The organism is Kaistella carnis (assembly GCF_003860585.1).
Classification (GTDB): Bacteria; Bacteroidota; Bacteroidia; order Flavobacteriales; family Weeksellaceae; genus Kaistella; species Kaistella carnis.
This window is the reverse complement of sequence record NZ_CP034159.1, coordinates 3,005,093-3,030,390: the sequence shown is the minus strand read 5'-3', so window position 1 is coordinate 3,030,390 and position 25,298 is coordinate 3,005,093. Positions and strand designations below refer to the sequence as shown.

General features: G+C 37.1%; 23 protein-coding genes. 7 read left to right on the top strand and 16 right to left on the bottom strand.

Going from position 1 to position 25,298, the window contains the following annotated elements; all coding sequences use genetic code 11:
- Nucleotides 1–65: 65 nt before the first annotated feature.
- The 3 genes from EIB73_RS14040 to EIB73_RS14030 all read right to left on the bottom strand — a co-directional run bounded on the left by EIB73_RS14040 (nt 66) and on the right by EIB73_RS14030 (nt 5,963).
- A complete protein-coding gene (locus EIB73_RS14040; RefSeq protein WP_125025863.1) occupies nt 66–2,264 on the bottom strand; it encodes a TonB-dependent siderophore receptor in 2,199 nt (732 codons plus the stop codon).
- A gap of 152 nt (nt 2,265–2,416) precedes the next feature.
- Nucleotides 2,417–3,793 carry an APC family permease gene (locus EIB73_RS14035; RefSeq protein ID WP_125025862.1) on the bottom strand — a complete coding sequence of 459 codons (1,377 nt, stop codon included), beginning with the start codon at nt 3,791–3,793 and terminating at the stop codon, nt 2,417–2,419.
- 292 nt (nt 3,794–4,085) lie between these two features.
- Nucleotides 4,086–5,963 carry an ABC-F family ATP-binding cassette domain-containing protein gene (locus EIB73_RS14030; protein ID WP_125025861.1) on the bottom strand — a complete coding sequence of 626 codons (1,878 nt, stop codon included), beginning with the start codon at nt 5,961–5,963 and terminating at the stop codon, nt 4,086–4,088.
- 271 nt (nt 5,964–6,234) lie between these two features.
- Here EIB73_RS14030 and EIB73_RS14025 point away from each other — a divergent pair, with 271 nt between their 5' ends.
- Nucleotides 6,235–7,782: an IS1182 family transposase gene (locus tag EIB73_RS14025; protein ID WP_125026064.1), complete on the top strand. Its 1,548-nt coding sequence runs from the start codon at nt 6,235–6,237 to the stop codon at nt 7,780–7,782.
- 158 nt (nt 7,783–7,940) lie between these two features.
- A complete protein-coding gene (locus tag EIB73_RS14020; protein WP_125025860.1) occupies nt 7,941–9,119 on the top strand; it encodes a thioredoxin family protein in 1,179 nt (392 codons plus the stop codon).
- A gap of 49 nt (nt 9,120–9,168) precedes the next feature.
- Here the strand turns inward: EIB73_RS14020 and EIB73_RS14015 are convergent, their stop codons facing one another.
- Entirely contained in the window at nt 9,169–10,032 is an 864-nt protein-coding gene (locus EIB73_RS14015) for a glycoside hydrolase family 25 protein (RefSeq protein ID WP_125025859.1), read from the bottom strand.
- A 119-nt stretch (nt 10,033–10,151) separates the two neighbouring features.
- Between EIB73_RS14015 and EIB73_RS14010 the strand changes: the two genes are divergently transcribed.
- On the top strand, nt 10,152–10,481 hold the full coding sequence (locus EIB73_RS14010; protein ID WP_125025858.1) for a hypothetical protein: 330 nt from the start codon (nt 10,152–10,154) through the stop codon (nt 10,479–10,481).
- Between the two features lie 68 nt (nt 10,482–10,549).
- Here the strand turns inward: EIB73_RS14010 and EIB73_RS14005 are convergent, their stop codons facing one another.
- From EIB73_RS14005 to EIB73_RS13975, 7 genes are all read right to left on the bottom strand, one after another.
- Nucleotides 10,550–12,943, bottom strand: coding sequence for an aldehyde dehydrogenase family protein (locus EIB73_RS14005; RefSeq protein ID WP_125025857.1), 2,394 nt, complete (start codon nt 12,941–12,943; stop codon nt 10,550–10,552).
- 266 nt (nt 12,944–13,209) lie between these two features.
- Nucleotides 13,210–14,208, bottom strand: coding sequence for a deoxyribose-phosphate aldolase (deoC, locus tag EIB73_RS14000; RefSeq protein WP_185144620.1), 999 nt, complete (start codon nt 14,206–14,208; stop codon nt 13,210–13,212).
- A gap of 162 nt (nt 14,209–14,370) precedes the next feature.
- Entirely contained in the window at nt 14,371–14,841 is a 471-nt protein-coding gene (locus tag EIB73_RS13995) for an Lrp/AsnC ligand binding domain-containing protein (RefSeq protein ID WP_125025856.1), read from the bottom strand.
- A gap of 26 nt (nt 14,842–14,867) precedes the next feature.
- Nucleotides 14,868–15,830, bottom strand: coding sequence for an endonuclease/exonuclease/phosphatase family protein (locus tag EIB73_RS13990; RefSeq protein ID WP_125025855.1), 963 nt, complete (start codon nt 15,828–15,830; stop codon nt 14,868–14,870).
- 64 nt (nt 15,831–15,894) lie between these two features.
- Entirely contained in the window at nt 15,895–16,569 is a 675-nt protein-coding gene (gene trmD, locus EIB73_RS13985; protein ID WP_125025854.1) for a tRNA (guanosine(37)-N1)-methyltransferase TrmD, read from the bottom strand.
- Entirely contained in the window at nt 16,566–17,828 is a 1,263-nt protein-coding gene (locus tag EIB73_RS13980; protein ID WP_125025853.1) for an NAD(P)/FAD-dependent oxidoreductase, read from the bottom strand. Before EIB73_RS13980 ends, trmD begins: the two co-directional genes overlap by 4 nt.
- A 96-nt stretch (nt 17,829–17,924) precedes the next feature.
- The gene (locus EIB73_RS13975; protein WP_125025852.1) at nt 17,925–18,281 is read right to left on the bottom strand and encodes a T9SS type A sorting domain-containing protein; all 357 of its coding nucleotides are present in this window, start codon (nt 18,279–18,281) and stop codon (nt 17,925–17,927) included.
- A 125-nt stretch (nt 18,282–18,406) separates the two neighbouring features.
- On the opposite strand from EIB73_RS13975, the gene hemB reads away from it, so the two are divergent.
- The gene (gene hemB / locus EIB73_RS13970) at nt 18,407–19,399 is read left to right on the top strand and encodes a porphobilinogen synthase (protein ID WP_125025851.1); all 993 of its coding nucleotides are present in this window, start codon (nt 18,407–18,409) and stop codon (nt 19,397–19,399) included.
- Nucleotides 19,400–19,456: 57 nt separating this feature from the next.
- Here the strand turns inward: hemB and EIB73_RS13965 are convergent, their stop codons facing one another.
- The 5 genes from EIB73_RS13965 to EIB73_RS13945 all read right to left on the bottom strand — a co-directional run bounded on the left by EIB73_RS13965 (nt 19,457) and on the right by EIB73_RS13945 (nt 22,162).
- Nucleotides 19,457–19,753: a TM2 domain-containing protein gene (locus tag EIB73_RS13965; RefSeq protein WP_125025850.1), complete on the bottom strand. Its 297-nt coding sequence runs from the start codon at nt 19,751–19,753 to the stop codon at nt 19,457–19,459.
- Between the two features lie 52 nt (nt 19,754–19,805).
- The gene (locus EIB73_RS13960; RefSeq protein ID WP_228411250.1) at nt 19,806–20,333 is read right to left on the bottom strand and encodes a nitroreductase family protein; all 528 of its coding nucleotides are present in this window, start codon (nt 20,331–20,333) and stop codon (nt 19,806–19,808) included.
- Nucleotides 20,334–20,348: 15 nt separating this feature from the next.
- Nucleotides 20,349–20,798, bottom strand: a complete 450-nt coding sequence (locus tag EIB73_RS13955; RefSeq protein WP_125025849.1) for a hypothetical protein — start codon at nt 20,796–20,798, stop codon at nt 20,349–20,351.
- 88 nt (nt 20,799–20,886) lie between these two features.
- On the bottom strand, nt 20,887–21,618 hold the full coding sequence (gene rlmB, locus EIB73_RS13950) for a 23S rRNA (guanosine(2251)-2'-O)-methyltransferase RlmB (protein WP_125025848.1): 732 nt from the start codon (nt 21,616–21,618) through the stop codon (nt 20,887–20,889).
- Nucleotides 21,619–21,691: 73 nt separating this feature from the next.
- A complete protein-coding gene (locus tag EIB73_RS13945) occupies nt 21,692–22,162 on the bottom strand; it encodes a DinB family protein (protein WP_125025847.1) in 471 nt (156 codons plus the stop codon).
- Nucleotides 22,163–22,449: 287 nt separating this feature from the next.
- On the opposite strand from EIB73_RS13945, the gene EIB73_RS13940 reads away from it, so the two are divergent.
- From EIB73_RS13940 to EIB73_RS13930, 3 genes are all read left to right on the top strand, one after another.
- Nucleotides 22,450–23,454, top strand: a complete 1,005-nt coding sequence (locus EIB73_RS13940; RefSeq protein ID WP_125025846.1) for an AAA family ATPase — start codon at nt 22,450–22,452, stop codon at nt 23,452–23,454.
- Nucleotides 23,455–23,526: 72 nt separating this feature from the next.
- Nucleotides 23,527–24,390, top strand: a complete 864-nt coding sequence (locus EIB73_RS13935; RefSeq protein ID WP_125025845.1) for a DUF58 domain-containing protein — start codon at nt 23,527–23,529, stop codon at nt 24,388–24,390.
- Between the two features lie 3 nt (nt 24,391–24,393).
- Nucleotides 24,394–25,290, top strand: coding sequence for a BatD family protein (locus tag EIB73_RS13930; protein WP_125025844.1), 897 nt, complete (start codon nt 24,394–24,396; stop codon nt 25,288–25,290).
- Nucleotides 25,291–25,298 lie beyond the last annotated feature (8 nt).

Genomic DNA, 25,298 nt, shown 5'->3' with positions numbered 1-25,298 from the left:
CACGAGTGGAAATCGAAATTCCCACCGGTGTTATAATGAATTTAAAATGATATAATGGGTGCCTTTTAGAGTTTGTACGTTAAGGTAACATAGTAGTTTCTTGGCGTAATTGGATTTACTGAATAATTCTCGTGGTAGTTATATTCTACCGCATCGAATAAGTTACCCACTTTACCCATCACAGAAAATTTATTCCAGTCGTATCCTATAGAAACTGCCGCGGTTACATAATCGCCCACTTCCAAAAATCTGGAAACACCATTTCTTTCTCTTAATGTTTTTTTGGTATCATTCCATCCAGCAATTCGATCTCCAACATAGTAAGCACTCGCTCCCAATTTCAGACCTTTCACATACTTATTAAAGGTATAAAACACTGACGCATTTGCGGTAGTTGCAGGCGTTCGTACCAATCTTTGATTTTCAACATACCCGAAATCTGCCGGCGTATCTAAATAAACAGAATGGTTATAAGAGGCTCCGGCGATAATGGACAAGTTCGGGTAAGGATTTCCGGTGATGTCTAATTCTACCCCTTGACTTCGCATTCTACCAGCGAACTCTTTTATATCTTTACCGGACGTGTTTCCCTCAATAGCCTGATAAAAGTTCCGATTTTCAATCTGATAGAGTGACAGGTTTAATGCAACTGCGTTATTCCAGAAATTCTTTTTCATTCCTACTTCATACTGGTCGATGATCGAAGGTTTTAGTGAATTATCATTAACATCTACTCCAGAGTTGGCACTGAACGAATTGGTATAAGTGGCAAAAAGCGATAAGTTATCATTTGGCATATAAACCAAGCCTGCTTTGGGAGAAAATGCCCGGTCTACCGAACCGTTTGAAAGTTTTGTTTCGTTGTTTGCAAAAGTTTTCTTTTCAGAGTCTTTATTTTCGATGTAAGAATATCGTAAACCAGCCAACACTTTAAATTTATCTGAAAGCTCAATATAATCCTGTGCATAAATCCCAAATCTTTGGGTAGGAATTCTGTTTCTGTCTCTCTTTTCTGCAGTGGGAACTGCGCCGGAAGCCCAGGTTGAAGGATCATCTAAATAGATCGTTCCGTCCGCACTTCCATTGGTTCCGTAGAATGCTTGCGAAAGATTGTAACCGTAAGAATCACTTGTTCCGTAATCACCATCGGTACCCACCAAAATTTTATGGTTTACACTTCCTGTTTTAATTTCACCGTTAACATTAACCTGTAATGAGGTGTAATTCTGTTCTGCATATGATCTGCCTACCGGACGTTTCCAGTTCAAACGGTCTGCGTCGTCATAACTCCACTGTACTCTTTCTGTAGAAAAATAATCCTTCGTGTAATTTTGATAAGAAGCTACTGCGTTCAAAGTCCACACATCATTAAACTGATGGTTAAAAGTAATTCCGGTTGTCGCTTGCTCTACGTTTTGAAACTGCCAGTCTGCGCCGACAAAAGCATGTCGCGGCAATAAATTATTTACGGAGTAAGAATTATCCTTATTGGTAATTGAGCCAATCCCAAAATCCGGAGTAAACTCATTTTTTAGATAGTCTGCTTCAACAATAATTTGAGAGTTCTCCCCGATATTAAACGCAAAAGAAGGATTAAAATAATATTTTTGAGATTCTACCACATCTATGAAACTATCTGCCGTTTCGTAAGCTCCATTTACACGGAACGCTACAGATTTCGATAAAGGACCGTAAAAATCGACCGTTGTTTTGTAGGAATCCCAACTTCCGGCGTTTAATCCCACACTTCCACCAAAATTAAATCTTGGTTTCTTCGTAATTAAATTTACCACGCCACCTGCGGCAACATTTCCGTATAACATGGCGTTTCCACCTTTCAGTACTTCTACTCTTTCTAACCCGGAAACTTCAGGAAAAACGCCACTGTTTACGCGTGCTCCATTTTTAAAAATATTATCATTCCCAAAGTTAAATCCGCGACCTCCAAAACTGTCCTGTGAATTACCACGGGAAGAAGTGATATAAAGTCCGTTAACATTCTGAAGAACATCGCTCAACTGTTTCGCCTGTTGCTGCTCGATGATCTCGTGCGTTACAATAGAAATTGGTTGAGGATTTTCCATTATCGTAAGATTCGACTTTGAGGAAAATGGTTGTGCTTTATTTGGATTTCCGGTTTTGTGCAGATTAATATCTTCAATTTGCTGAATTCGAATGGTATCACTTTCAGGTTGAAACTGCATCTGCGCATTTACAGAAGATACAATTATCAAGGCTCCAAGCGAAATGATCTGTTTTTTCATAGAACGTTTTTATTTAGACTGAATTAAAATAACGATGCAAAAGTAAAAAAGGTTTTTTAATTGCACAAATCTATTTTGAACTATTCTAAATAAAGAACCAAACGTAGGTTTAAATTACTGAAAATGAAAGCAATGAGACCAAATGATTTTTATCATATTCTTCTCATGAGAAGAAATCCGCCCAGCAAAAAGAAGATAGTAATAACGAAATAGGTCAAACCATTTGGTGAAGTCACTGTTCCAAAAATCACCAGTATATTACCGAAAACAGCTATAATGGTCATCATTTTTCTGAAAAATGAATTTTTGGAGAACGTCTTTTTACGGAACAGTTGAAAAAGACCTATAAATAATGCCACGTTAACCAAATAAATAAACAGGATAGGAATGGCGGAAAGATCGAAATTTTTCTCGGTAAAGAAAGGATGCGTATTCGTAAAATAATAAATCAAAAGGTAGAAGGTAATCAGCACGGTTCCGAAAACAGCGCTGTTGACAGGCATTTTGGTCTTCTCCTCTACTTTGCTCAGATTAAGAAATTTTTTCGATTTTTCTAAATTCGAAAACTGATACGGCACACGGATCGTCGCCAACAACAAACCATTTGAAGTTCCTAAAACGGAGATAATGATAAAGAGTTGCATAATTAGTGCACCGGAGTTGGAGGCTATTTTTCTTGCAAACTCCGTAATATAAGTGTCTTTTAATTGAATAATCTCCTCGCCACTCATTCGGAACACGACGCCTAAATAGTACGCAATATAAATGACCATCACCGAAAGTGTTCCTATAATTAAAGCTTTAGGAAGATTCTTGCTTGAATTTTTAATTTCGCCGGAAATCTGTGTGGCGATATACCAACCATCAAAGGCAAATGAAATAGGAATAAAACTCGCCGCCACCAAAAGAATAAAAGATTGATTTTGCAAACCGCTCCCCGCCTGCGTAAAAGTATTAACCTGACTTACATCGCCTTTAACCAGACTCAAAATACCGAGAGACGCAATAAATATCAACGGAAGCACCTTCAAAACGGTGGTCATCTGCTGAAAAATTCCACTGCTTTTCGGACGAAAAATATTAATAAAAAAGAAAATCACAAGATTCACAAATCCAATCAGTACGTAATGTAAGTTCGTAGGTTCAAAACTCATAAATTCTGCTAACAGATGCGCGATATAAATTCCGGACACCGTAAATAAAACAGCGGTAAGCGAGGGATAAAATAAACTCATATACATCCAACCCACAAAATAGGAAGCCGTTTTTCCGAAACGGTAATTGACATAACTCAGGATCCCGCCGTCTTTGGGCAGTAGTTCTGCATAATTTGCCATGGAAATCCCCGCAAAAACAACGCTGATACCCACGATCAAAAACCCTAAAAGTCCAGCTAGTACATTTCCCTGTGTTGCCACCAAAACATCATCAACCTTAAAGAAAATTCCGGAGCCAATAACTTGCCCGATTACCATAGAAATGGCGGTAAATAATCCGTATTTTGCTTCCAGTTTTTGGTCGTTGCTCATCTTTAAAAATATTTGAACACAAATAACGCAAAAGCTTTTTACATTTTAAAAATAAATAGTCATTCTAAAGTCATCTGCGATGAAATTTCTGTCAAGAATACACGATTTTTTATAGAACTAAGTAATTCTGCTTTATAAATTCTAGAAATTCTACTAAAATAACTTTGTGCTTTTCTTAAATGAGAAAAATAAGACAACAATATTCTGAGAGATCATCCGTGCGTCGGCGACTTTAAATAAAAAAAGAACGGACAAACGCCGTTCTTAAATATTATAAATCTCAATTGAATTCTTAATCCTGAAGTTCCAACCAACGCATTTCTAAATCCTGAAGTTTCTCAGAAATCGTTTCCAAACTTTTTGAATATTCTGCGATTTTACCATAATCAGTTTCGTTATTTAGTTTCTCCAAAATTTCGTTTCTCTCTTTTTCGAGTTTCGGAATTTCTTTCTCGATTTCCTTTAATTCCTGTTGCTCTTTAAAAGACAATTTCTTTGTCGCGGCTTGTGGTGCAGACTTTACAGCTTCCACTTTTTTCGGAGCTTCTACAATGGGCGCCGTTATTTTCTTATTTTGATCCTGGGATTTTTTTTCACGGTATTCGGAGAAATTGCCCACGAAATCTTTAATAATTCCGTCTCCTTCAAAAGCTAAAACATGATCAACAATGCGATCCATAAAATAACGGTCGTGAGAAACAATAATTAAACTGCCCTGAAACTGCAAAAGGAAATTTTCTAAAACCGTTAAAGTCGGCAGATCCAAATCATTTGTCGGCTCATCAAAAATTAAGAAGTTTGGATTTTGATACAAGACATACATCAGATGCAGACGTCTTTTTTCACCACCCGACAATTTCGAGATCGGCGAATACTGTGTTTGATCATCAAACAAAAACAAACGTAAAAACTGCGACGCAGAAATGGTTCTTCCGTTCGCCAACGGGAAGTTTTCTGAAATATCTTTAATGAAATCAATAACGCGCTGATCTTCTTTATATTTTAATCCTTTCTGACTAAAATAACCGAATTTAATGGTTTCCCCAGTTTCGATCTCACCTTCATCATAGGGTTCTAAACCTTGAATAATATTAAGTAAGGTTGATTTACCGGCGCCATTTTTACCCACAATTCCGACTTTTTCCCCACGTTGAAACTGATAGGAAAAATTTTTCAGCAATAATTTATTTCCAAAACTTTTACTGATATTTCTTAGTTCTAAAATTTTATTACCCAAACGTTTCATCTCGAAATCAAGCTCCAGCTTTTCTTTTCGGGTATCGGTTTTTGCTACTTTTTCGGTTTCATAGAAATCATCCTGGCGTGATTTAGACTTCGTGGTTCGCGCTTTCGGTTGACGGCGCATCCATTCCAATTCTTTTCGGTAAAGGTTTTGGGCTTTATCAATCGTAGAATTCATGTTGTCTTCCCGAATGATTTTATTTTCTAGATAAACGCCATAACTGCCATTGTGAACGTATAAATTGTAATCTTCAATCTCCCAGATTATGTCACAAACCGCATCAAGAAAATACCGGTCGTGCGTTACAAGTAACAAAGTTACCATCGCTTTTGAGAGATAATTTTCCAGCCATTCTACCATATCAACATCCAGGTGATTGGTTGGTTCATCCATAATTAATAAGGTATGACGGTGTTGTGCACGCGTTTCTACCAAAAGTTTTGCCAGAGCAACTCTTTTAATTTGACCGCCGGAAAGGGTTTTCATTTTTGAAGAGAGATCGGTAATTTTCAACTGCGTCAAAATTTGACTCATTTCATTTTCCAGATCCCATGCTTTGTGAATTTCCATTTCATTCAGCGCTTTGTCCATATCATCCGGATTTTCTGAAATCAAGGCATGATGATAGTTTTTGAGCGCCATAATGGGTGCCGAATTCAAAGTCATCATAAATTCTTCTACATTCAATTCACCTTCAAAATCAATTTCCTGATCGAATAAAACAACCTGAATATCTTTGTTAATGACGACAGTTCCTGAATCCGCAATTTCCTTGCCCATTAAAATTTTAAGCAAGGTCGATTTCCCGGAGCCATTTTTGGCAACGATGGCAATTTTGTCGCCTTCATTTATATGGAAGGTGATGTCTTTGAAAAGTGTTTTTACTCCGTAAGATTTTGTGAGATTTTCGGCTGAAATGTAATTCATTATATATAGAAATGGATGATTTTTGAAAGGTGCAAAAGTACGGAAATTAAATGAGTGGATATTGTGTACCTATTTTAGAAATAAGAAGAAGGAAATTTCTCAATAGTAATGCAATCGCACAGAAAACAACCACTCTTTCACAACTAAAAAAATGACATTTGATGGCAAAATCAACCTCATCTATAAAGAAGCCGTCTCAATACTGAGGCGGTTTTTTCTGTGTTTAACATTTGTCAGTTTTAAAGGGTTTTACTATCTTTAAGTATTGATAATCAATTATATGAGTATTAAATTTAAAGATTATAACCAACAACAAAATTGGTTATTCCCACCATCAATCGAGGAATTGATTCCAGAAAATCATGCCGTTCGGGTCGTTAATGGAATTATTGAACAACTGGATTTACGATTGCTCATTGAAGAGTATAGTAAAGATGGCAAACCGAGCTTTCATCCCAAGATGATGCTTAAGGTGATGGTTTACGCTTATATGGATAATACGTATTCCAGCAGGAAGATCGAAAAAGCGATGCGTGAGAATATTAATTTTATGTGGTTGTCCGCTCAACAGGTCGCAGACCATAACACCATCGCACGTTTTCGGAGCAAGAAACTCAAGACTATTTTCAAAGACATTTTCAAACAGGTCGTCCTGTTATTAGCAGAGGAAGGACTCGTTAGCTTGAAAGAAGTTTTTACCGATGGAACTAAGATAGAGTCTATTGCCGGGAGATATACCTTCGTTTGGGGCAATGCCATTAAAACCAGAAAAGAGAAGATGGCAGAACAACTTGAACAAATGTGGAACTATGCCCAAAGCATTGCTGAGGAAGAAGACAGCGATCCTACACCACCGGAGTTTAAAACCATCGATAAAGATAAAATAGAGAAGACCGCCAAGAAAATAGAAGAGATCATCAGCAAAAACCCGAAGGCATCCACCAAAGCAAAGGCAAAATTAAGATACATTCAAAAGAATTTTTCTCAGAACCTGGATAAGTACCAGGAGCAGGAAAAGGTTTTGGACGGACGTGGCAGTTATAGTAAGACCGATCCCGATGCCACATTTATGCGCATGAAAGATGATCATATGCAGAATGGTCAACTTAAACCCGCCTACAACGTGCAGGTAAGTTCTGAATCCCAGTTTGTTATTCATTATACTTTACACCAAACCACCAATGATTTAAATACGCTTAAACCACATCTCAATACTTTTGAAGAACTTTATCAGTTTTTGCCGGAAGAACTTACTGCTGATGCTGGTTACGGCAGTGAAGAAAATTATGATTTTCTGGAAGAGAAAAATATAGAAACCTTCGTAAAATACAACACCTTCGATAAGGAACAGGGTATTTTAAAATCGAAAAGAAAGAAAATCAACGAAGACTTTCACCGCGATAAACTTTATTATAACGAAGAGAACGATCAGTATATCTGTCCGATGGGGCAACCGATGAATAAAATCACCAACCGAAATCGAAAAACAAAAAGCGGTTATGCTCAGACAAGTTCACTGTACCAGGCTCAAAACTGCACCGGTTGTCCGCTGCGAGGGGCTTGCCATAAAGCCCAGGGAAACAGAATAATAGAACGCAACCAAAATTTAGAACGGCATAAGGAGAGAGTTCGGGAAAACATCTTGAGTGAAATCGGAGAAATAAAACGCAAACAACGCACGGCGGATGTAGAACCCGTCTTTGCACATATCAAATCCAATCGGAACTTCAAGCGTTTTACACACAAAGGAATAGAAAAAGTGGAATTAGAGTTCGGATTACACGCTTTAGCACACAATCTAAGAAAAAAGAGTGCTTAAGTAAGAGCACATTTTTATCCTAATGTGCAAAAATCACAAATAATCAAAATTTAACGCTTTACAACAGAAAATAAAAAAACCGCCTCATATTTTATTTTGAGACGGCTTCACGACTTTTTAAAGAATACATTATTTTTACGATTAAATAAATTTTAAAAATGAAAAAAATTTCATTGATATTACTGGTGCTTTTCAGCATCGTCACCTTCGGACAGGGAATGAAATTTGAAGAGAACAAATCCTTCAAAGATTTACTCGCTATTGCTAAAAAGGAAAATAAATTGCTTTTTGTAGACGCCTTTACCACTTGGTGTGGACCGTGCAAACTGATGGCGAAAAACGTATTTCCCCAGCCTGCAGTTGGCGATTTCTACAACGCTAATTTCATCAATTCCAAAATTGATATGGAAAAAGGAGAAGGAATTGATTTGGCAAAAAAATATAACGTAAGAGCTTATCCGACTTACCTTTTCATCAATGGTGATGGGGAATTAATTCATCGGGTAACTTCCTATTATGATGCACCCGAATTTATTACTGTAGGTAAAGATGCCGTGGATCCTGCAAAACAAATGGGTGCGCTTAAAAAGAAATTTGACGAAGGGAATAAAGACCCGGAATTTTTAAAAAGGTTTATTAACATATTTACTTTCGCAGATGCGGACTTAGCGACAAAAGCTGCAACAACTTATTTTGGAGGAAAAAAAGGAGAACCTTTCACTCAGGAAGATTTCTCCATCCTTTTCTCCTTAACGAAAGACAGTAATTCGCCACTTTACCCGGAATTTGTCACTCGAAAAGCGGAATTATTGAAAGTGATGCCGGAAGAAAATTATAATAAGGTCCTAAACAATTTTAAACTAAATGCTTTGTTTAATAATGCTTATGATAAGACAACAAAAACTTTCGATGAGAAAAAATATGTTGCTGAAGCAAGAAAAACAATGTCTGAAGAAGAGGTTAAACCTTTGTTGCTAAAATCTAAAATGAAAGTAGCTTCGGCGGCAAAAGATAGAAATTCTTACGAAAAACTGGCGATGGAATATTACCAGGACGGGAGTTCTAAACTTTTCACTTCTGAAGAATTAAATTCAATTTCATGGAATTTTTTCGAAAATTCTACCGATAAAGCATCTTTGGAAAAGGCGATCATTTGGGCAAAACAGTCTGTGAAATTAAATGAAGGTTATGCCAACTCTGATACCCTGGCCAATCTTTACTTTAAACTGGGCGACAAAGCCAATACTAAGATATGGGCTGAAAAAGCTATCGAACTGGCGAAAAAAGAAGGTGAAGAATATCAGGACACGCAAGCTTTATTGGATAAAGTAAAATAAAAAGTTTATCAAAATATAAAAAAGGATGCTCGTGAGCATCCTTTTTTTGTTAATCTAAAGTCAATCTTTTCAATGACCAAAGATTTCCGTTATAAACATTAAGGTCAACTTTGGTGTTGATTCCGTAAACGATTCCATTTTCCGTAAACTGCCAGATTTCCCAGTTACTATCCGGCGTGGGTTGGGGAACATCATTGTAATTTGCCAACCACAACGGATAATCATCAAACTCTCCTTTCAAAAAATCTTTGTGATAGTGGTAATAGGAATAGATGATGGGTTTTACGCCGTAAGCATCTTCTACGATGCGGCACCAAATCTTCAGATCTTCAACGAGTTTTTTGGTTGATTTCCGCCTTGGGATTTTTTCTATATCTAAAATGGGTGGTAAATCTCCGGATTCTAATTTTACGTTGGCCAGAAAATTATTGGCTTGCATGACCGGATCTTCATCAGCCCGATAAAAGTGATAAGCACCACGAATAAGTTCATGCTTTTTTGAAAGCGTCCAAAATTCTTCGAAATGTTTATCGGTCGATTTATTCCCCATGGTTGCCCGAAGAACCACGAATTTTATCGGAATAGTACGGTTTCCAATACTTAAACTGTCCCAGACGATATCTTCTTTTCTTTGGTAATGTGAAACATCCATTCCGAAGGTTTTGTCTGCGTATTCACCAATGATTCGGTTGATTCTGTTTTCTTCCTTTTCGGAATTGGTTAGTTTTTTATGTTCGAATTTATTGAAATACATGGCATAATAAAAAGAGATCTTCTCCTTTAAATAGAAACCAGTACCGAATAAAGCAAGTGCTAAAAAAAGCAAAAGAATTTCCCGTCGTAGAAGAAAATGTCTCTTGCGATTTTTATGAATTTTTCTGGTGGTTTTTTTCTTTATTTTTCTTTTCGCCATGAGGCTGCAAAAATATTAATTTAAAAATGAAAGCGTTAATTTATAGTTAAAAATATTTTGATCAGATGATTGGCTCAATATGTGAGATATGAGGTAGATTAACTATAAAATTTATCAAGATGAAAACCAAGTTATTATCATTATCAGCTCTATTTTTTCTGACCATAGCGATCTCTGCACAGGAAACAAAACCTACCCTAAAACAGGAAGTTAAAAAAGATGCAAAAGCAGTTGGAAATGCTGTAGAAGACGGTGCAGAATGGACCGGAGAAACCGCTAAAGATGGCGTAAAATGGACAGAGAAAACCGTAAAAAAGGGGGCCAAAGCAACCAAGAGAAGCGCTAAAAAAGCCGCAAGATGGACCGATAAAACTGCGAAAAAAGGAGGAAAAGCTGTAAAAGAAGGTTACAACGACACGAAAGATTACATAAAGAAAGAAACGAAATAATTTTACATAAAAGATTAAATAAAAAAAACCATGCTCAACTGCATGGTTTTCCTTTTTATGAAAAAAATCTACGCTCCGTAAGGAATCCAGATATTTTTAATTTCTGTGGCGTGTCTTAAAAATTCCTGACCTTCACCATGTTTTGGATTGAGCCAGTTTCTGTATTTACCGAAATTTACCCAAGAACGTTTCATAGAATCTGTGGATAATAATTCGATATTTTTACTTCCTTCTGCAGTTCCGAAATACCAAATTCCTTCAACATTATAATGTTTGGCGAGTTCGCTGGCTAATTCTTCTTTTGGACCGGTAATGATATTTACGGTTCCAGCAGGAACATCTGAGGTTTCTAAAATCTGATAGAAATCGGTCGCTGAGAACGGATGTTTTTCAGATGGAATGACCACTACTTTATTTCCCATCGCAATCGCAGGAATCACAGTAGAGATAAATCCTAACAATGGATTTTCATCCGGGCAAATTATAGCCATTACTCCGATTGCTTCGGGCATTGCTAAAGTCACCATTCTCTGAACAGTAGAATGTGCAGCACCATCGTATTTATCAGCATAAGCGGCATAGGTATAAATTCTTTCAATTGATTTTTCAACCTCATCTTGTGCAGATTCTAAAGATTGATTCGTCATTTCGACAATTCTTTCTGCGAATTCTTCTGAACGAATCGCTAAATTTTCTGCGATATAATACAAAACTTGCACTCTTGCATGACCAGTCATTCCGCCCCAAGATTTTTCTGCGTGTGCTGCTTCAACGGCGTTTCTAATATCTTTTCTGTTTCCTTCTGAAACTTCACCGATATATTCTCCGAAAGCATTTTTGATTTCTGTACTGTAACCTCCATCCGGACGCGCTTGTTTTCCACCAACGTACATTTTTGTGGTACGGTCGATTTCTGCTAAATCGTTTTTTGCTTTTTTAGCATCTTTTGGCTTTTCAGTTTTCGGCAAAATTGGCTTTGAAGCAAATTCTGCTTCAACTCTAGGTTTCATATATTCATACAAACCTTCTTTCCCTCCTTCTCTTCCGAAACCTGATTCTCTATAACCACCAAATCCTGCAGCGGCGTCAAACTGATTCGTACAGTTGATCCAAACGCTTCCTGCCTTAATTTTTGGTGCAATATCTAAAGCTAGATTAATATTTTCTGTCCAAACACTTGAAGCCAAACCATATCTTGTATTATTCGCCAAAGCAACTGCTTCAGAATGCGAACGGAAAGTCATGGCGACTAAAACCGGTCCGAAAATTTCTTCCTGTGCAATTACTGCGCTTGTTGGAACATCGGTAAATAATGTGGGTGGATAAAACCATCCGTTTTCTGGAAGTCCATTTTTTGGTTGGTAAATGGTACAACCTTCGTCGATTCCAATTTGGACCATATCTTTGATGGTTTTCAATTGAACTGGATCTACAATAGAACCCATATCAACAACTTTGTCCATTGGATCTCCTATACGTAAAGTTTCCATTCTGGCGCGAAGTTTTTTATAGAAAACTTCTGAAACTGATTCCTGGATTAATAATCTGGAACCTGCACAACAAACCTGTCCTTGATTGAACCAGATGGCGTCAACAATTCCTTCAACTGCTGAATCTAAATCTGCATCTTCAAATACGATGAACGGTGATTTGCCTCCTAATTCTAATGATATTTTTTTACCTGTCCCGGCGATATTTGTTCTTAAGATCTTGCCTACTTTGGTAGAACCTGTGAAAGCAACTTTCTGAATATCTTTATGATTAACCAAAGCATTTCCGGCAACGGTCCCTTTCCCTGTTACTATATTGACAACTCCTTTTGGTAATCCGATTTTCTCACAGATTTCTGCAAAAAGTAAAGCAGTTAAAGAAGTATATTCTGCGGGTTTTAAAACGACGGTATTTCCCATGGCTAAAGCTGGAGCCACTTTCCAGGAAAGCATCATTAACGGAAAGTTCCACGGAATGATTTGTCCGACAACTCCGACTTCCTGGTAATCTCTAAATTCAGTGTCCATCAATTTTGCCCAACCTGCGTGGTGATAAAAATGTCTGGCAACAATTGGAATATCGATATCACGGGTTTCGCGAATTGGTTTTCCGTTGTCTAAGGTTTCAAGAACAGCAAACAATCTTGAGTGTTTCTGAATCTGTCTTGCGATTGCATATAAATATTTTGCACGTTCGAATCCACCGATTGCAACCCATTCCGGTAATGCTTTGTTGGCAGCTTTTACGGCTTTGTCAACATCAGTTTCGTCGGCTTCGGCAATTTTTGCTAAAAATTCTTTGTGGGAAGGATTATTGGAATCCATGTATTTCTTAGCGTTTGGTTTTAGCCATTCTCCGCCAATGAATAAGTCGAAACTTCTGTTATGATTTTCTAAAAATTCCACAGCAGCAGCTGCACTTTCTGGAGCGGGACCGTAAACCATGGTGTCGTATATTTCTTTGATTTCCATTATGTTGATTTGATAATGTGATAATTTGGTAATGTAATGAAGTGGTAAATTTAACCACAAAAGTCACAAAAGTTTTTATTTTTTTAAGTTTTTCAAAAGAGCAAAAAAGGATTGTGAATTTGCTCTTTTGAAAATCTAATTTTTTGTATTTCTAAGCTTCTTTCAATTCTTTGTTCCATTGCGCCCCGGCTTGAACGGAGCTCTTTTTGTGTAACGAAGTGAAACAAAAAAGCGGGAGTGGAAGACGGAAATGTGCGCCCAAATAATTATGCCATCGGATGTCTAAATCCTGCGCTGTATCTTCCGGTCACGTAATGTTCTAATTGTCGCTCGATGTCGCCTAACAGGGAACTTGCGCCGAATCTGAATAAGTTTGGAGTTAGCCAGTCGTTGCCTAGTTCTTCTTTTACTAAGATTAAATAATCGAGTGCTTGTTTTGCTTTTTGAATTCCGCCAGCTGGTTTGTAACCTACTTTTACACCCGTTAATTCGTAATAATCGCGAATACAACGGATCATAACTAAACTCACCGCTAAAGTTGCATTCACGGATTCTTTCCCAGTAGAGGTTTTGATAAAATCTGAGCCGGCCATCATGGCGACCCAAGATGCTTTTGCCACTTTAGTGTAGGTTGGAATTTCGCCTGTTGCGAGAATTGTTTTCATGTGAGCATCGCCACAAGCTTGTCGGCACAATTTGATTTCGTCGTAGAGTTCCTGCCATTTTGATTCTAAAACCAAATCACGGGAAATTACAATATCGATTTCAGTTGCTCCGGCTGCGACAGACTTCTTGATTTCTGTAATTTTATCTTCCAGGGAAATTTTACCGGCAGGAAATCCTGTAGAAACTGCAGCGATTGGAATTGAAGTTCCTTTCAAAGCTTCTTTCGCGTAGGGAATTAAATTGTGATAAACACAAACTGCTCCGGTTGTTAAATTGGCATTTTCCATTCCTAAAGCTTGCAACAGATCTGCACGCACGGGATTTTTCGCTTTCTCGCATAGTCTCATTACGTTTCCGCGCGTGTCGTCTCCGGCCAAAGTCGTCAGGTCGATCATTGAAACTGCTTTCAGTAACCAAGCTGCCTGAAATTCCTTTTTCACGCTTCTACGGCCACCTAAAGTTGCGACGCGTTTTTCAACGGCACTGCGATTGATATTGATTGCATCGAAATATTTGGTATTAAAAGGCAATCCTTCATTGCGCAGGTCAGTGTGATTTTGCATAGGAATTGTATGATTTTTTTCTAATGTCTTTTGCATGAATAATGATATTTAATTAGAAAATATATTTGTGTTTATTAGAGAATGTAAATTTAGCCAATTATCGGCAAATGGAATTCATGCTTTCTAAAAATGTGAGCAATAAAAAAGTACACCTTAAAAAGTGTACTCCTCATCTCCTATTTATAAACACGCGAAGTGTTATACTTTAAGTTGTCTGTTGATACTTTGCTCCAAAGAAATAAAAGTTTCGGTTCTGGTTACGCCTTTTAGTTTCTGTAATTTGTTCAGAATTTCCATTAAATGATCATTGTCACGACACAATACTTTCAAGAATATGGTGTAATTTCCTGTGGTGTAATGGGCTTCTACAATTTCATTAACTTCTTTCAAAGCTTTTATTGCATCATGGTAATGACTGGGTTGCTCCAAAAATACGCCAATGTAGGAAACCACTTTGTAGCCAATTTTACGTGGATTAAGGAAAGATATTGAATTTTCTATTACTCCAGCCTGCTCCAGTTTTTTAATTCTCTGGTGCACTGCGGTCGTAGAAATACCCACGTTTTTTGATATATGCGCCAATGAGGTCTTCGCATTATCCATCAACATATAAATGATGTCTTTATCGATCTTATCTAAATGATATTCTGAATTGGTTGCGTTTTTCATTCTATAAACTTTTACTTTTTATTTTTCTAATGTTTTGGCGTCTTTTCAAAAACTGTAAGAATTGGGAAGTGATCGCTATAACCACCTAAATATCTAGTTCCTGCAAAAGTTCTGAAAGGTCTGTCTGAAAATTTCTTATCCCAACTTCTTAGTTTTTCATGATTAAAAACTTTGGATTCTTTAAAAGCAAGTGGAAAGTTTTGTTGAAGAAAATTTGTTGACAATATCATTTGGTCAAAAAGCAAGCCACTTTTGTAATGATACGTGGAAAAGTAGCCCGATTTATACAAGTCGAGAAAAGGATTCATCAAGATTTTATTATGTTCATCGTCATAAAGAAAATTTGATAGGTTTTCTTCATCAGGATTTTCATTAAAGTCGCCCAAAATGATTACAGATTCCTTCTCAGAAACAATCAGGTTTTTAACTTTCGTATTCAGATCTGCGAGAATATAATCACGCTTCGGCTTATTTACGTCTTTCTCTCTTTTTGAAGGTAAATGAAGAACAAATACGTGAATCACAGCATTCTCATATTTCACTTTGCAATAAAGCACATCACGAGTGGTATCGTAATAGTCATAGTCCTGTTTTTCCACCGTAAAAAAGTAAGAAATGGGTTCTGAAGAAAGAATTTCAATTTTAGTTTTATCGTAAATCAACGCAACATCTACTCCTCTTTCATCCATAGACTCGTAATGAACAATTCCGAAATCATTGCTAAAAGGCTCTAATGCCAGAAGATCCTGCAGTGGTTTATCGCCTTGAATTTCTGACACACCAATAAAAAGAGGTAGTTTTCCTTCGCTTTCCTGCATGAGCTGAAAAACGTGTGCAATTTTAAAAAGTTTATTCTGGTATTTGCGCTCGTCCCAGTTATTTAGTCCGGAAGCGGTGGGATCTAATTTATGAACAGGAGGTGGATCCGGAGTGAACAAGTTCTCCACATTATAGAAAGATATAAATTCCTCATTAATTTTATTCGACATCTATAAGTTTACTTGCTTTTTTTAAGAATGTAAATTTAACAAAAATAATTAATTATGCTTAAAATTAATCCAAAATATCTGGTCTTTTTTCCTGCGTAATTCTAACGGCTTCCTCATGAAGCCAATCTTCTATTTTTTTAGTATTTCCACTCATTAAAATTTCAGGAACTTTTAAACCTTTATACTCTGAAGGTCTTGTGTAAATGGGCGGAGAAAGCAAATTATCCTGAAAACTGTCGGTAAGTGCAGATTGCTCATCATTTAAAACTCCTGGCAATAAACGGATAACCGCATCTGCTAAAACACACGCCGCCAATTCGCCGCCGGTGAGAACATAATCCCCAATTGAAATTTCTCTTGTAATATGCAAATCCCGCACACGCTGATCAATCCCTTTGTAATGACCACAAAGGAAAATAAGATTTTGCTTGATCGATAAAGTATTTGCTATTTTTTGAGATAAAGTTTCCCCATCGGGCGTTAAATAAATAACCTCATCATAATCCCGCTGCGATTTAAGGTCAGTAATGCATTTATCAATAGGTTCAATCATCATCACCATTCCGGCACCGCCACCATACGGCTCATCGTCCACTTGTCGGTGTTTCCCGACACTCCAATCCCGTAATTGATGAAAATGAACTTCTGCCAACCCTTTTTCTACCGCTCTTTTTAGAATGGAAGCCTTAAAAGGACTTTCCATTAATTCCGGCAAAACACTTATAATATCTATTCTCATTGTTCGGTATCGTTCTTTTTGTTTGGGATAATGATGAGTCTTAAGGAGGAATCTTTATTGATGTAACTCCACATCCAGTTGAAGAAAATTGCGAGTTTATTTCGCACACTTAAAATAAGCATGAGGTGGAGGAACATCCAGAAATACCACGCCAGCAATCCCTGGAATTTAAATTTCGGCAGATCAACCACGGCTCTGTGTTTTCCAATTGTTGCCATACTTCCCTGATCTACATATTCATACTCCTTCCAATCTTTTTCCGATTTTTTCAAAATATTTTTACCTAGATTCGTCCCTTGATTAATTGCTACATTCGCCACCTGGGGATGACCAGTCGGATATTTAGGGGTTTCCATGTAGGCAATATCTCCTATGGCGAAAATATTGTCGTAACCCAAGACCCTATTAAAACGGTCGGTTTTAAATCGGTTGCGTACAATCATTTCGGGGTTTAACCCATCGATAATATTTCCTGTAACTCCCGCCGCCCAAATGACATTGTTAGAAGGAATCGTTTTACCACTTTTCATGTAAACTTTATCACCATCATAATCGGTGACCATTTCTCCCTTCATAAAATCAACGCCCAATTCCTTTAAGTACTGGTCAGATTTTTCCTGAGCTTCTTCACTCATCACGGCCAGTGGCATCTCTGTAGAACTGATTAAGATTATTTTTAAATCTTCAAAATTCATATGTGGATAATCACGGGGCAGAATATCTTTTTTCATTTCAGCAAAAGCACCAGCCAACTCAACGCCAGTTGGTCCACTTCCAACAATTACGATATTCCAGTTTCCATCATCACTACGCTTTCTTTCAATAATTAATTTTTCAAAAGTGAGCAGGATATGATTACGAATAGCGATTGCTTCCTGGGTATTTTTCATTCCAAAAGTCAAACTTTCCATCTTATCATTGCCGAAGAAATTGGTTTTACATCCTGTAGCAATGACCAATTTATCATAAGTAAATTCTGCCTCTTCGGTGATGATTTTATTTTGTTCGGGAACGATCCCCTGCACTTCAGTTAAACGAAACTGGATATTGCGGGACCGCTGAAAAATTTTTCGGAAGGGAAAGGAGATATTGCTGGGTTCGATTCGCCCACAAGCCACCTGATAAAAAAGGGGTTGAAACATATGGTGATTCACTTTATCGATCACCATTACTTTTTTCCGTTTGTTATTCAAGGATTTAGCCAATTGAAGGCCGGCGAAACCACCTCCTATAATCACTATTTTTTCACGTGCTTCCATACTTACAAAAATACGGAATTTTTTATCAAAAGCTCAGCTGAAAAAACAAAGGATATAGACAAAAAAAATCCTTGAAAAATTTTCAAGGATTATAATTTATTGTTTTACTATTTGGGTGACTTTCTGCGTGTTGTCGCTTAAGACATACCGCATCAAATATTTACCCGGTCGCAATTTATCTAATCGTATTTCTTCAGAATTTTTGTTGATCTGATATTCCGCCACCTGCATTCCCAGAATTGAAAAGAAAGTAATAGATTTTATTTTTAAAGAAGCGTCTTTTGACTTCACCATAATCAAGTCACGAGCGGGGTTAGGATAAACAACAAGAACACCTTCGTCAGCTTTCTGTTGATTCACCATCGAAGCTCTGTCGACAGACTGTGCGGAAACTTTATCCGAAAAGACTGTTAAACTGCCGACGAACATTATAAAAAGTAGTAATTTTTTCACCTATAATTTATTTGTTTATGATAAATATCCTTACAAAAGTAAGTAATTCAATTTAAAATTCAATAGTTTTTTCGCAAAAGTATATTTAAATTTGCAGTCGATTAATCAAATACTATTCCAAAGATATGATCATCTATTCCAGAAACCGAAGATTGAGAACAAATGCCGCTATCAGAGCACTTGTTCAAGAAACTGTACTGACTACTAATGATTTTGTGATGCCCATTTTTGTCATGGAAGGACAGAATCGTCAGGAGCCGATTGCTTCCATGCCGGGAATTTTCCGGCGTACAGTTGATCTTACAGTAAAAGAGTGTCAAGAATTGTTTTCCCTTGGCGTAAAAGCTGTTAATTTATACATGAAAGTTTCGGAAGATCTAAAAGATAACACCGGAAAAGAATCCTGGAACGACAACGGCTTAATGCAAACGACGATTAAAGCCATCAAGGATGCCGTGCCGGGAATGGTAATCATGCCGGATGTGGCTCTGGATCCCTACTCCATGTATGGCCACGATGGCATCATCACCAAAGGAAAAGTTGACAATGATGCAACAAACGAAGCATTGACAAAAATGTCAGTATCCCTTGCTAAAGCTGGAGCAGACGTAATCGCGCCAAGTGATATGATGGATGGTAGAGTTGCTGTAATTCGAACGGGATTAGAGGAAAATGGTTTCACCGATGTGGCAATCTTAAGCTATGCTGCTAAATATGCGAGTTCTTTCTATGGTCCTTTTAGAAGTGCTTTAGATTCTGCACCAAAAGAAAACGAAGATATTCCGAAAGATAAAAAAACCTATCAAATGGATTTTCACAATTCCAGAGAAGCCATTGATGAGGTATTAAAAGATGTGGATGAAGGTGCTGACATCATCATGATCAAACCGGGAATGCCATATCTTGATATTGTAGCTAAAGTCCGTCAGACAATCGATTTACCAATTGCTGTTTTTAATGTAAGCGGTGAATATGCCATGTTAAAAGCTGCCGCGCAAAACGGTTGGCTTGATAATGACAAAGCAATCATCGAGAGTTTAACATGCATTAAACGCGCAGGTGCCGACATGATCTTTACCTATGCAGCAAAAGAAGCTGCCATTTTATTAAATCAGTAAAGAAAATCTGAAATAAAAAAAAGAGCTTTTGGTAACCAAGAGCTCTTTTTTTATGATTTAAAACCATCCTTTTTTCTGTTGAACATAAGTTCTGTCAAACTGTTCATCGCTCATCGTCAAATAAATGATTCCCTCGATAAGTGGAACAACACTGGCAATTCCACAAGTAACAATATTTAGGATAATTTGTATAATTCCTTCGCTAATGTAGCCTAAATAAAATTTGTTTGCCGCAAAAGGACCCAGCAATATACCGAGAAGTCCCGCAGCCAGTTTTTTTTCTGAGCGGTAATTTCTGCTGTCAAAATTTTGATTTTCCCTCGGATCAGGATTATTATAGCCGTAAGTTTCCATTTTTCTAGTTTTTGGTTTCAAAATCAGTAGCTAAAAAGACTTAAAAGTTACATTATTCTGCAATTTTGCCTAAATAAAAGAGACCGATGCATTTCTGATTTTCTTTCAAATCGAGAAAATCCCCCAAATGCTTAATCATGCTGGGTGAACTCCAGTAACAACCTACATTATGAGCGGTTGAGGTCAGATACATATTCTGAACCGCCATGGCCGTAGCGGCAATTTCTTCCCACTCAGGTACCAACCCACTAAAATTAACAACGATCGTAATTATAGCGTTAGATTTCGAAATTTTATCTGATATATCGACGTATTTTTTTTCCAGAAAAGTCTCAGGAGATGTCGTCCGCTTGTAGATCTGAGCCAGTTGCTCACCCAACTTTTTTTTATCTTCCCCTTGAAATATTTTAAAACGCCAAGGCTTCGTTCTCTTATGATTAGGAGCAAACTTCGCAGAGTTTAAAATTTCTGCTAAAATATTTTCATCAATATCCTCATTAGAATATGATTTAGGAAAAACACTTTTTCTGCTTTCTATGATCTGTTTTAAAACTTCTTCTTTCTTCATATATTCTGCCATTTTTAAGGGTAGACCTTACCAAACTTGTTCAATCACCTGACTGATATTATTTAAAACAAAAGAATCCCCCGGAACTTTTCCAAACATGGTTTTTGCCATTGGACTTTCTTCTGAAATAGCATAAAAACGATCTCCCTCGAAGAAAAATTCTCCCAGGGAAACCGAGATATAAAATCTTGCTTTATTGGTAAAAACAATAGACCCAAGCTGAATACGCTCTGAGGGTTGATTAAGAACTCTTGCTAAATTTTTCTGCAAATTTCTCAATGATGCCATCTGCTTTTGCATCTGGTAAATCTCTTCCTGCATTTCTTCCCGAATGGAATCATATTTCGGCGTTTTCTTCACCTCACGGCTCGCCTCCAGCGTGAATTCCATAAACTTTTCGAGCTTCTCTATTTTTTGACTGATGATGCTTTTCACGAAATTCCGAACATCACTTTTTACTATGGTATTCTTTTGCATACCCTTCTCATTTTTTATTAAAGATAAAAATTCTTTTTAAATAAAATTAATGAGAATTAAAATCCGGAAATTATTTACCTCTATTTGATTACATACGCTGACGGGTCGCTTCGTACAAAATAGCGCCGCAAGCCACCGAAACATTCAGAGATTGGGTTTTTCCGGTGATCGGTAATTTTATCTTTTCATCAGAGTGATGCAAAACTTCTTTCGAAATCCCGGTTTCTTCATTTCCCATCACGATGGCACACGGTTGCGTAAAATCGACGTCATAAATCAATTTCTGAGCTTTTTCAGTAGCGGAAAACACCTGAACACCAGACTGCTGCAGAAAATCAACAACATGCCCTAAGTTTTTTTCCTTGCAAATTTTAAGATTGTACATGGCTCCCGCAGATGTTTTAATGGCATCTGAATTAATCGGTGCACCACCTTTTTCCGGAATAATTACCGCATCAATTCCGACACATTCGGCAGTACGGCAGATGGCTCCAAAATTTCGAACATCGGTTAAGCGATCCAATATTAAAAGAAAAGGTGTTCTGCCTGCTTCAAAAATCTCCGGCAATACATTTTCAATGGAATGAAAGGGAACATCGGATATAAAAGCCACCACACCCTGGTGATTTTTTCTCGTAAAGCGATTAAGTTTTTCGACCGGAACATAATTCGCGCGAATTTTATGCTGGCTCAAAAGTGCTTTCAACTCTGCATATATTTCACCTTGCAAAGCGTTTTGTAAAAATATTTTATCAATTGTTTTTCCGGCCTCTATAGCCTCCATTACTGGGCGTAATCCGAATATAAAATCGTCTTTCATTAAAATTGTTTGTCGTTAAATATTGTGGTTAAAAAGCATATCTAAAAGATTGCTTTTAACGTCATGTTAGGTCTTAAAATTGCTCTCCCAAAATGGCTCTTTTCTGTGCCATTACATAACCTAAATGCTGGGTTTCATGCATATTGTTAAATACAATCGCATCCTGAATATTCTTTAGATCCAGGCCAAAACTTGTGGTGTAAGAAGTGTAATCTGTAAAAAAATCAGCATCATAGTCTTTCATCAGGATTTTTGAAGTTTCCGTCAGCAGAAATGCGAGATCATCAATTTCTGACTGTTGAACATTTAGATTTGGAAGTGTTCCTTTTTTGTAGGTCTCGATCCAGTATTTATCGATCCTAAATGGATTACCGCTTAGATAATAACATAAAAGTTGCTGCGTTGCTACAGTATGCGCAATATTCCAATAGATGTTATTGTTGAAACCATCCGGAATTAGCAGGAGATCCTGTGACGAGGTATTTTGCAAGACTTCCAAAAGGTTACGGCGAACCTGACGATGGGCTTGAAAATGATAATTCATTTTGCTATAATTTAAAGGGTCAAAAATAGGTTAATTAACTGAAAATGACAAGAGTTTGAGCGACTATCATTAATTTAGAATCTCGACACTGTTCATAAATAAAGCCTGTAAACAATGAAACATATTTATTATAAATTTGAAAATATAAAATACATGGATATCATTTAAAAAGTCTGCCGGAAAGTGACTTCCGAAGTTTTAACAAACTTTAACGCGCTATTGGCATTCATTGTGTTGATTGGTGTGCGTAATTATTGGAAATTTACACTTTAAATCTTTAAAACACTATGTCAGAACTCCATCAAGCTGAAGATATTAGACAACTAACCGAAAAAGTAAGAGAACAGAATTACTATTTCACCCTCCTAAAACAAGAAATCAACAAAGCAATTATCGGACAAGAATACATGGTAGATCGCCTGTTGGTCGGTCTATTGGGTAATGGTCACGTCTTGTTGGAAGGCGTTCCGGGTCTGGCGAAAACTTTAGCCATTAAAACCTTGGCAGATGCAGTAGATGGAGCATTTTCCCGAATCCAGTTTACACCAGATTTATTACCTGCAGACGTAGTGGGGACAATGATTTACAGTATTAAAGACAATGATTTTTCTATAAAGAAAGGACCCATTTTTGCAAACTTTGTTCTCGCAGATGAGATTAACCGTGCGCCGTCAAAAGTGCAGTCGGCGCTACTGGAAGCCATGCAGGAAAAGCAGGTCACCATTGGTGATGAAACCATGCCTTTGCCAAAACCTTTCCTCGTTCTTGCCACTCAAAACCCTATCGATCAGGAAGGAACTTATCTTTTACCTGAAGCCCAAAGTGACCGTTTCATGCTGAAATGTACCATCACTTATCCGGACTTTGAAGACGAGAGAAAAATTATGAAGATGGTGGCAACAGAACATCAACCGGAAATTAAGCCGGTGATTACTTTAGAAAACGTTACGGAAGCCAAAAAGCTGGTCAACAAGATCTATCTTGATGAAAAGATTGAGAAATATATTTTGGATATGGTTTTTGCCACACGTTTCCCCGAAAAATATGGTCTTTCAGAACTGAAAAATTATATCAGTTTTGGAGCATCTCCACGAGCGTCCATCAATTTATCGATCGCGGCAAGAGCACTTGCATTTTTAAAGAATCGTGCTTTTGTAATTCCGGAAGATGTGAAAGACATTGCGAAAGATGTCTTGCGTCACCGTATCGGATTAAGTTTCGAAGCGGAAGCGGAAGAGATTACCGCCGACGAAATTATAGATAAAATTTTAGGCAAAATCCAGGCACCTTAATAATGGAAAACACATAATGATCGATCAGCAACGATTAATCATTAATGAGCAATAATTGATTGTGGATACGACATGCAGATAAAAGACATCATCAAAAAAGTTAAGCAAATTGAAATCCGGACGAAGAAAAAGTCGGAGGCTACTTTGATGGGACAATATCACAGTGCATTTAAAGGTCAGGGAATGACGTTCTCTGAAGTTCGCCCCTACCAATTTGGCGATGAAATCCGCAGAATAGACTGGAATAAAACTGCGCGTTTTAGGGAACCTTTTGTAAAGGTGATGGAAGAAGAGCGCGAATTAACGATGATGCTATTGGTCGATATTTCGGCCTCTATGGATTATGGAACGCAAACGCAACTGAAAAGAGAATTCGTTGCAGAAATCGCGGCAAGTGTAGGATTTTCAGCCGCTGGAAGTAATGATAAAGTCGGTTTAATTTTGTTTGCCGACAAAGTCTATAAAGTAATCCCGCCCCGAAAAGGCAGAAAACATATTTTAGCCATTATAAGCACCATTTTAAGTGCAGATTATGTGCAGGCCGAAACCAAAATTGAAAAGGCTTTCGAATATATGATGACTGTTTTTAAAAAGAAATCCCTCATTTTTATGTTTTCCGATTTCGAAGACTCCTACGATCTGAAAATGCTTCGGGTTGCCGCAAGAAAGCATCAACTTTTAGGATTACGAATTTATGATCAAAAAGACAATGAAATCCCGGATGTGGGCTACGCACTGTTTACCGATGCAGAAACCGGGAGACAGATTTGGGCAAACACGTCCAACGCAAGATGGCGTTATCAGTTCGCCGAACAGCAAAAACAAAAAGTAAAAACCCTAACCGAAGATTTTGAAAGTTCTTCTGCAGGTTTCATCAATATTAATACAGGTGAAGATTACGCTAAATTTTTATACCAATATTTTAGAAAAAGATAAATTTTGAAAAAGTTAACTCTCCTTCTTTTTATACTTCTAAATCTTTTCGGATTTTCTCAGACTTTAAGCTCAAAGCTCGACAAAGAAACTTTGGCATTAGGTGAAGTTGGTATTTTACGTATTCAAATTTCTAATCTACAATCCAAAGATGTTCAGTCTGCACCAAAAAACGAGCTGCTTCCTTTTCATTTTGAGGAAGTAAAAGACAGCACTAGTAAAAAGGCTGATACGTACGATCGAATCATCGAATTTGCCATTTTTGAGGAAGGAAATTTCACCATTCCAGAACTGGAATTTAAAGTAAATGGACGAATTTTAAAAACAATTCCATACCAGATTGAAGTCATCAATACCGCACAAAAAGGAGATCAGATTAACGACATTATGAAAAATAAAGAAGTCAATCTTGATGTTCAGGATTATTGGCAACTTTATAAATGGTATATTTTAGGAGCTCTAATCGTTTTGGCTTTAATTTTCGTCATTTATCAACTCATTAAATATGGCAAACGCAGAAAAGATTCGCCTGTTGTTATGACCAACCAAACGCTGCGGGAACTGGATCAGCTGAAAAAGAAAAAATATATAGAAACAGGAAACTACCGCTCTTTTTACGTGGAATTAATTGACATTTCCAGAAATTTCATTACCAAACAATATAAGATTCCGGCAGATGTATTGTTGACAGACGATCTTATTGATGTTATGAAAATGAATAATTCCATCTCCCCGGAAAATGAAAAAATAATCGAAGAAATATTCCTGCGGGGTGACTTGGTGAAATTTGCGAAAATATTCCCGGATCAGGAAAATATGCAAAACGATTTCGATCAGTTAAAAACATTTGTAAAACGTTCTTCCAAAGATTTGGAAGTAGAACAGTTAAGAACAGGAGTGTAAAAAAAATA

Bases quoted from the DNA above. Each gene is read 5' to 3' on its own strand.
- EIB73_RS14010 (WP_125025858.1), top strand. From the start codon at position 10,152: ATGAAAACCAAGTTATTATCATTATCAGCTCTATTTTTTCTGACCATA.
- EIB73_RS14035 (WP_125025862.1), bottom strand. From the start codon at position 3,793: ATGAGCAACGACCAAAAACTGGAAGCAAAATACGGATTATTTACCGCC.
- EIB73_RS13990 (WP_125025855.1), bottom strand. From the start codon at position 15,830: ATGTCGAATAAAATTAATGAGGAATTTATATCTTTCTATAATGTGGAG.
- EIB73_RS14005 (WP_125025857.1), bottom strand. From the start codon at position 12,943: ATGGAAATCAAAGAAATATACGACACCATGGTTTACGGTCCCGCTCCA.
- EIB73_RS14015 (WP_125025859.1), bottom strand. From the start codon at position 10,032: ATGGCGAAAAGAAAAATAAAGAAAAAAACCACCAGAAAAATTCATAAA.
- trmD (WP_125025854.1), bottom strand. From the start codon at position 16,569: ATGAGAATAGATATTATAAGTGTTTTGCCGGAATTAATGGAAAGTCCT.
- EIB73_RS13965 (WP_125025850.1), bottom strand. From the start codon at position 19,753: ATGGAAACTTACGGCTATAATAATCCTGATCCGAGGGAAAATCAAAAT.
- EIB73_RS14020 (WP_125025860.1), top strand. From the start codon at position 7,941: ATGAAAAAAATTTCATTGATATTACTGGTGCTTTTCAGCATCGTCACC.
- EIB73_RS13945 (WP_125025847.1), bottom strand. From the start codon at position 22,162: ATGAATTATCATTTTCAAGCCCATCGTCAGGTTCGCCGTAACCTTTTG.
- rlmB (WP_125025848.1), bottom strand. From the start codon at position 21,618: ATGAAAGACGATTTTATATTCGGATTACGCCCAGTAATGGAGGCTATA.
- EIB73_RS14030 (WP_125025861.1), bottom strand. From the start codon at position 5,963: ATGAATTACATTTCAGCCGAAAATCTCACAAAATCTTACGGAGTAAAA.
- deoC (WP_185144620.1), bottom strand. From the start codon at position 14,208: ATGCAAAAGACATTAGAAAAAAATCATACAATTCCTATGCAAAATCAC.
- EIB73_RS14040 (WP_125025863.1), bottom strand. From the start codon at position 2,264: ATGAAAAAACAGATCATTTCGCTTGGAGCCTTGATAATTGTATCTTCT.
- EIB73_RS13935 (WP_125025845.1), top strand. From the start codon at position 23,527: ATGCAGATAAAAGACATCATCAAAAAAGTTAAGCAAATTGAAATCCGG.
- EIB73_RS13980 (WP_125025853.1), bottom strand. From the start codon at position 17,828: ATGGAAGCACGTGAAAAAATAGTGATTATAGGAGGTGGTTTCGCCGGC.
- EIB73_RS13955 (WP_125025849.1), bottom strand. From the start codon at position 20,798: ATGCAAAAGAATACCATAGTAAAAAGTGATGTTCGGAATTTCGTGAAA.
- hemB (WP_125025851.1), top strand. From the start codon at position 18,407: ATGATCATCTATTCCAGAAACCGAAGATTGAGAACAAATGCCGCTATC.
- EIB73_RS13940 (WP_125025846.1), top strand. From the start codon at position 22,450: ATGTCAGAACTCCATCAAGCTGAAGATATTAGACAACTAACCGAAAAA.
- EIB73_RS13995 (WP_125025856.1), bottom strand. From the start codon at position 14,841: ATGAAAAACGCAACCAATTCAGAATATCATTTAGATAAGATCGATAAA.
- EIB73_RS13960 (WP_228411250.1), bottom strand. From the start codon at position 20,333: ATGGCAGAATATATGAAGAAAGAAGAAGTTTTAAAACAGATCATAGAA.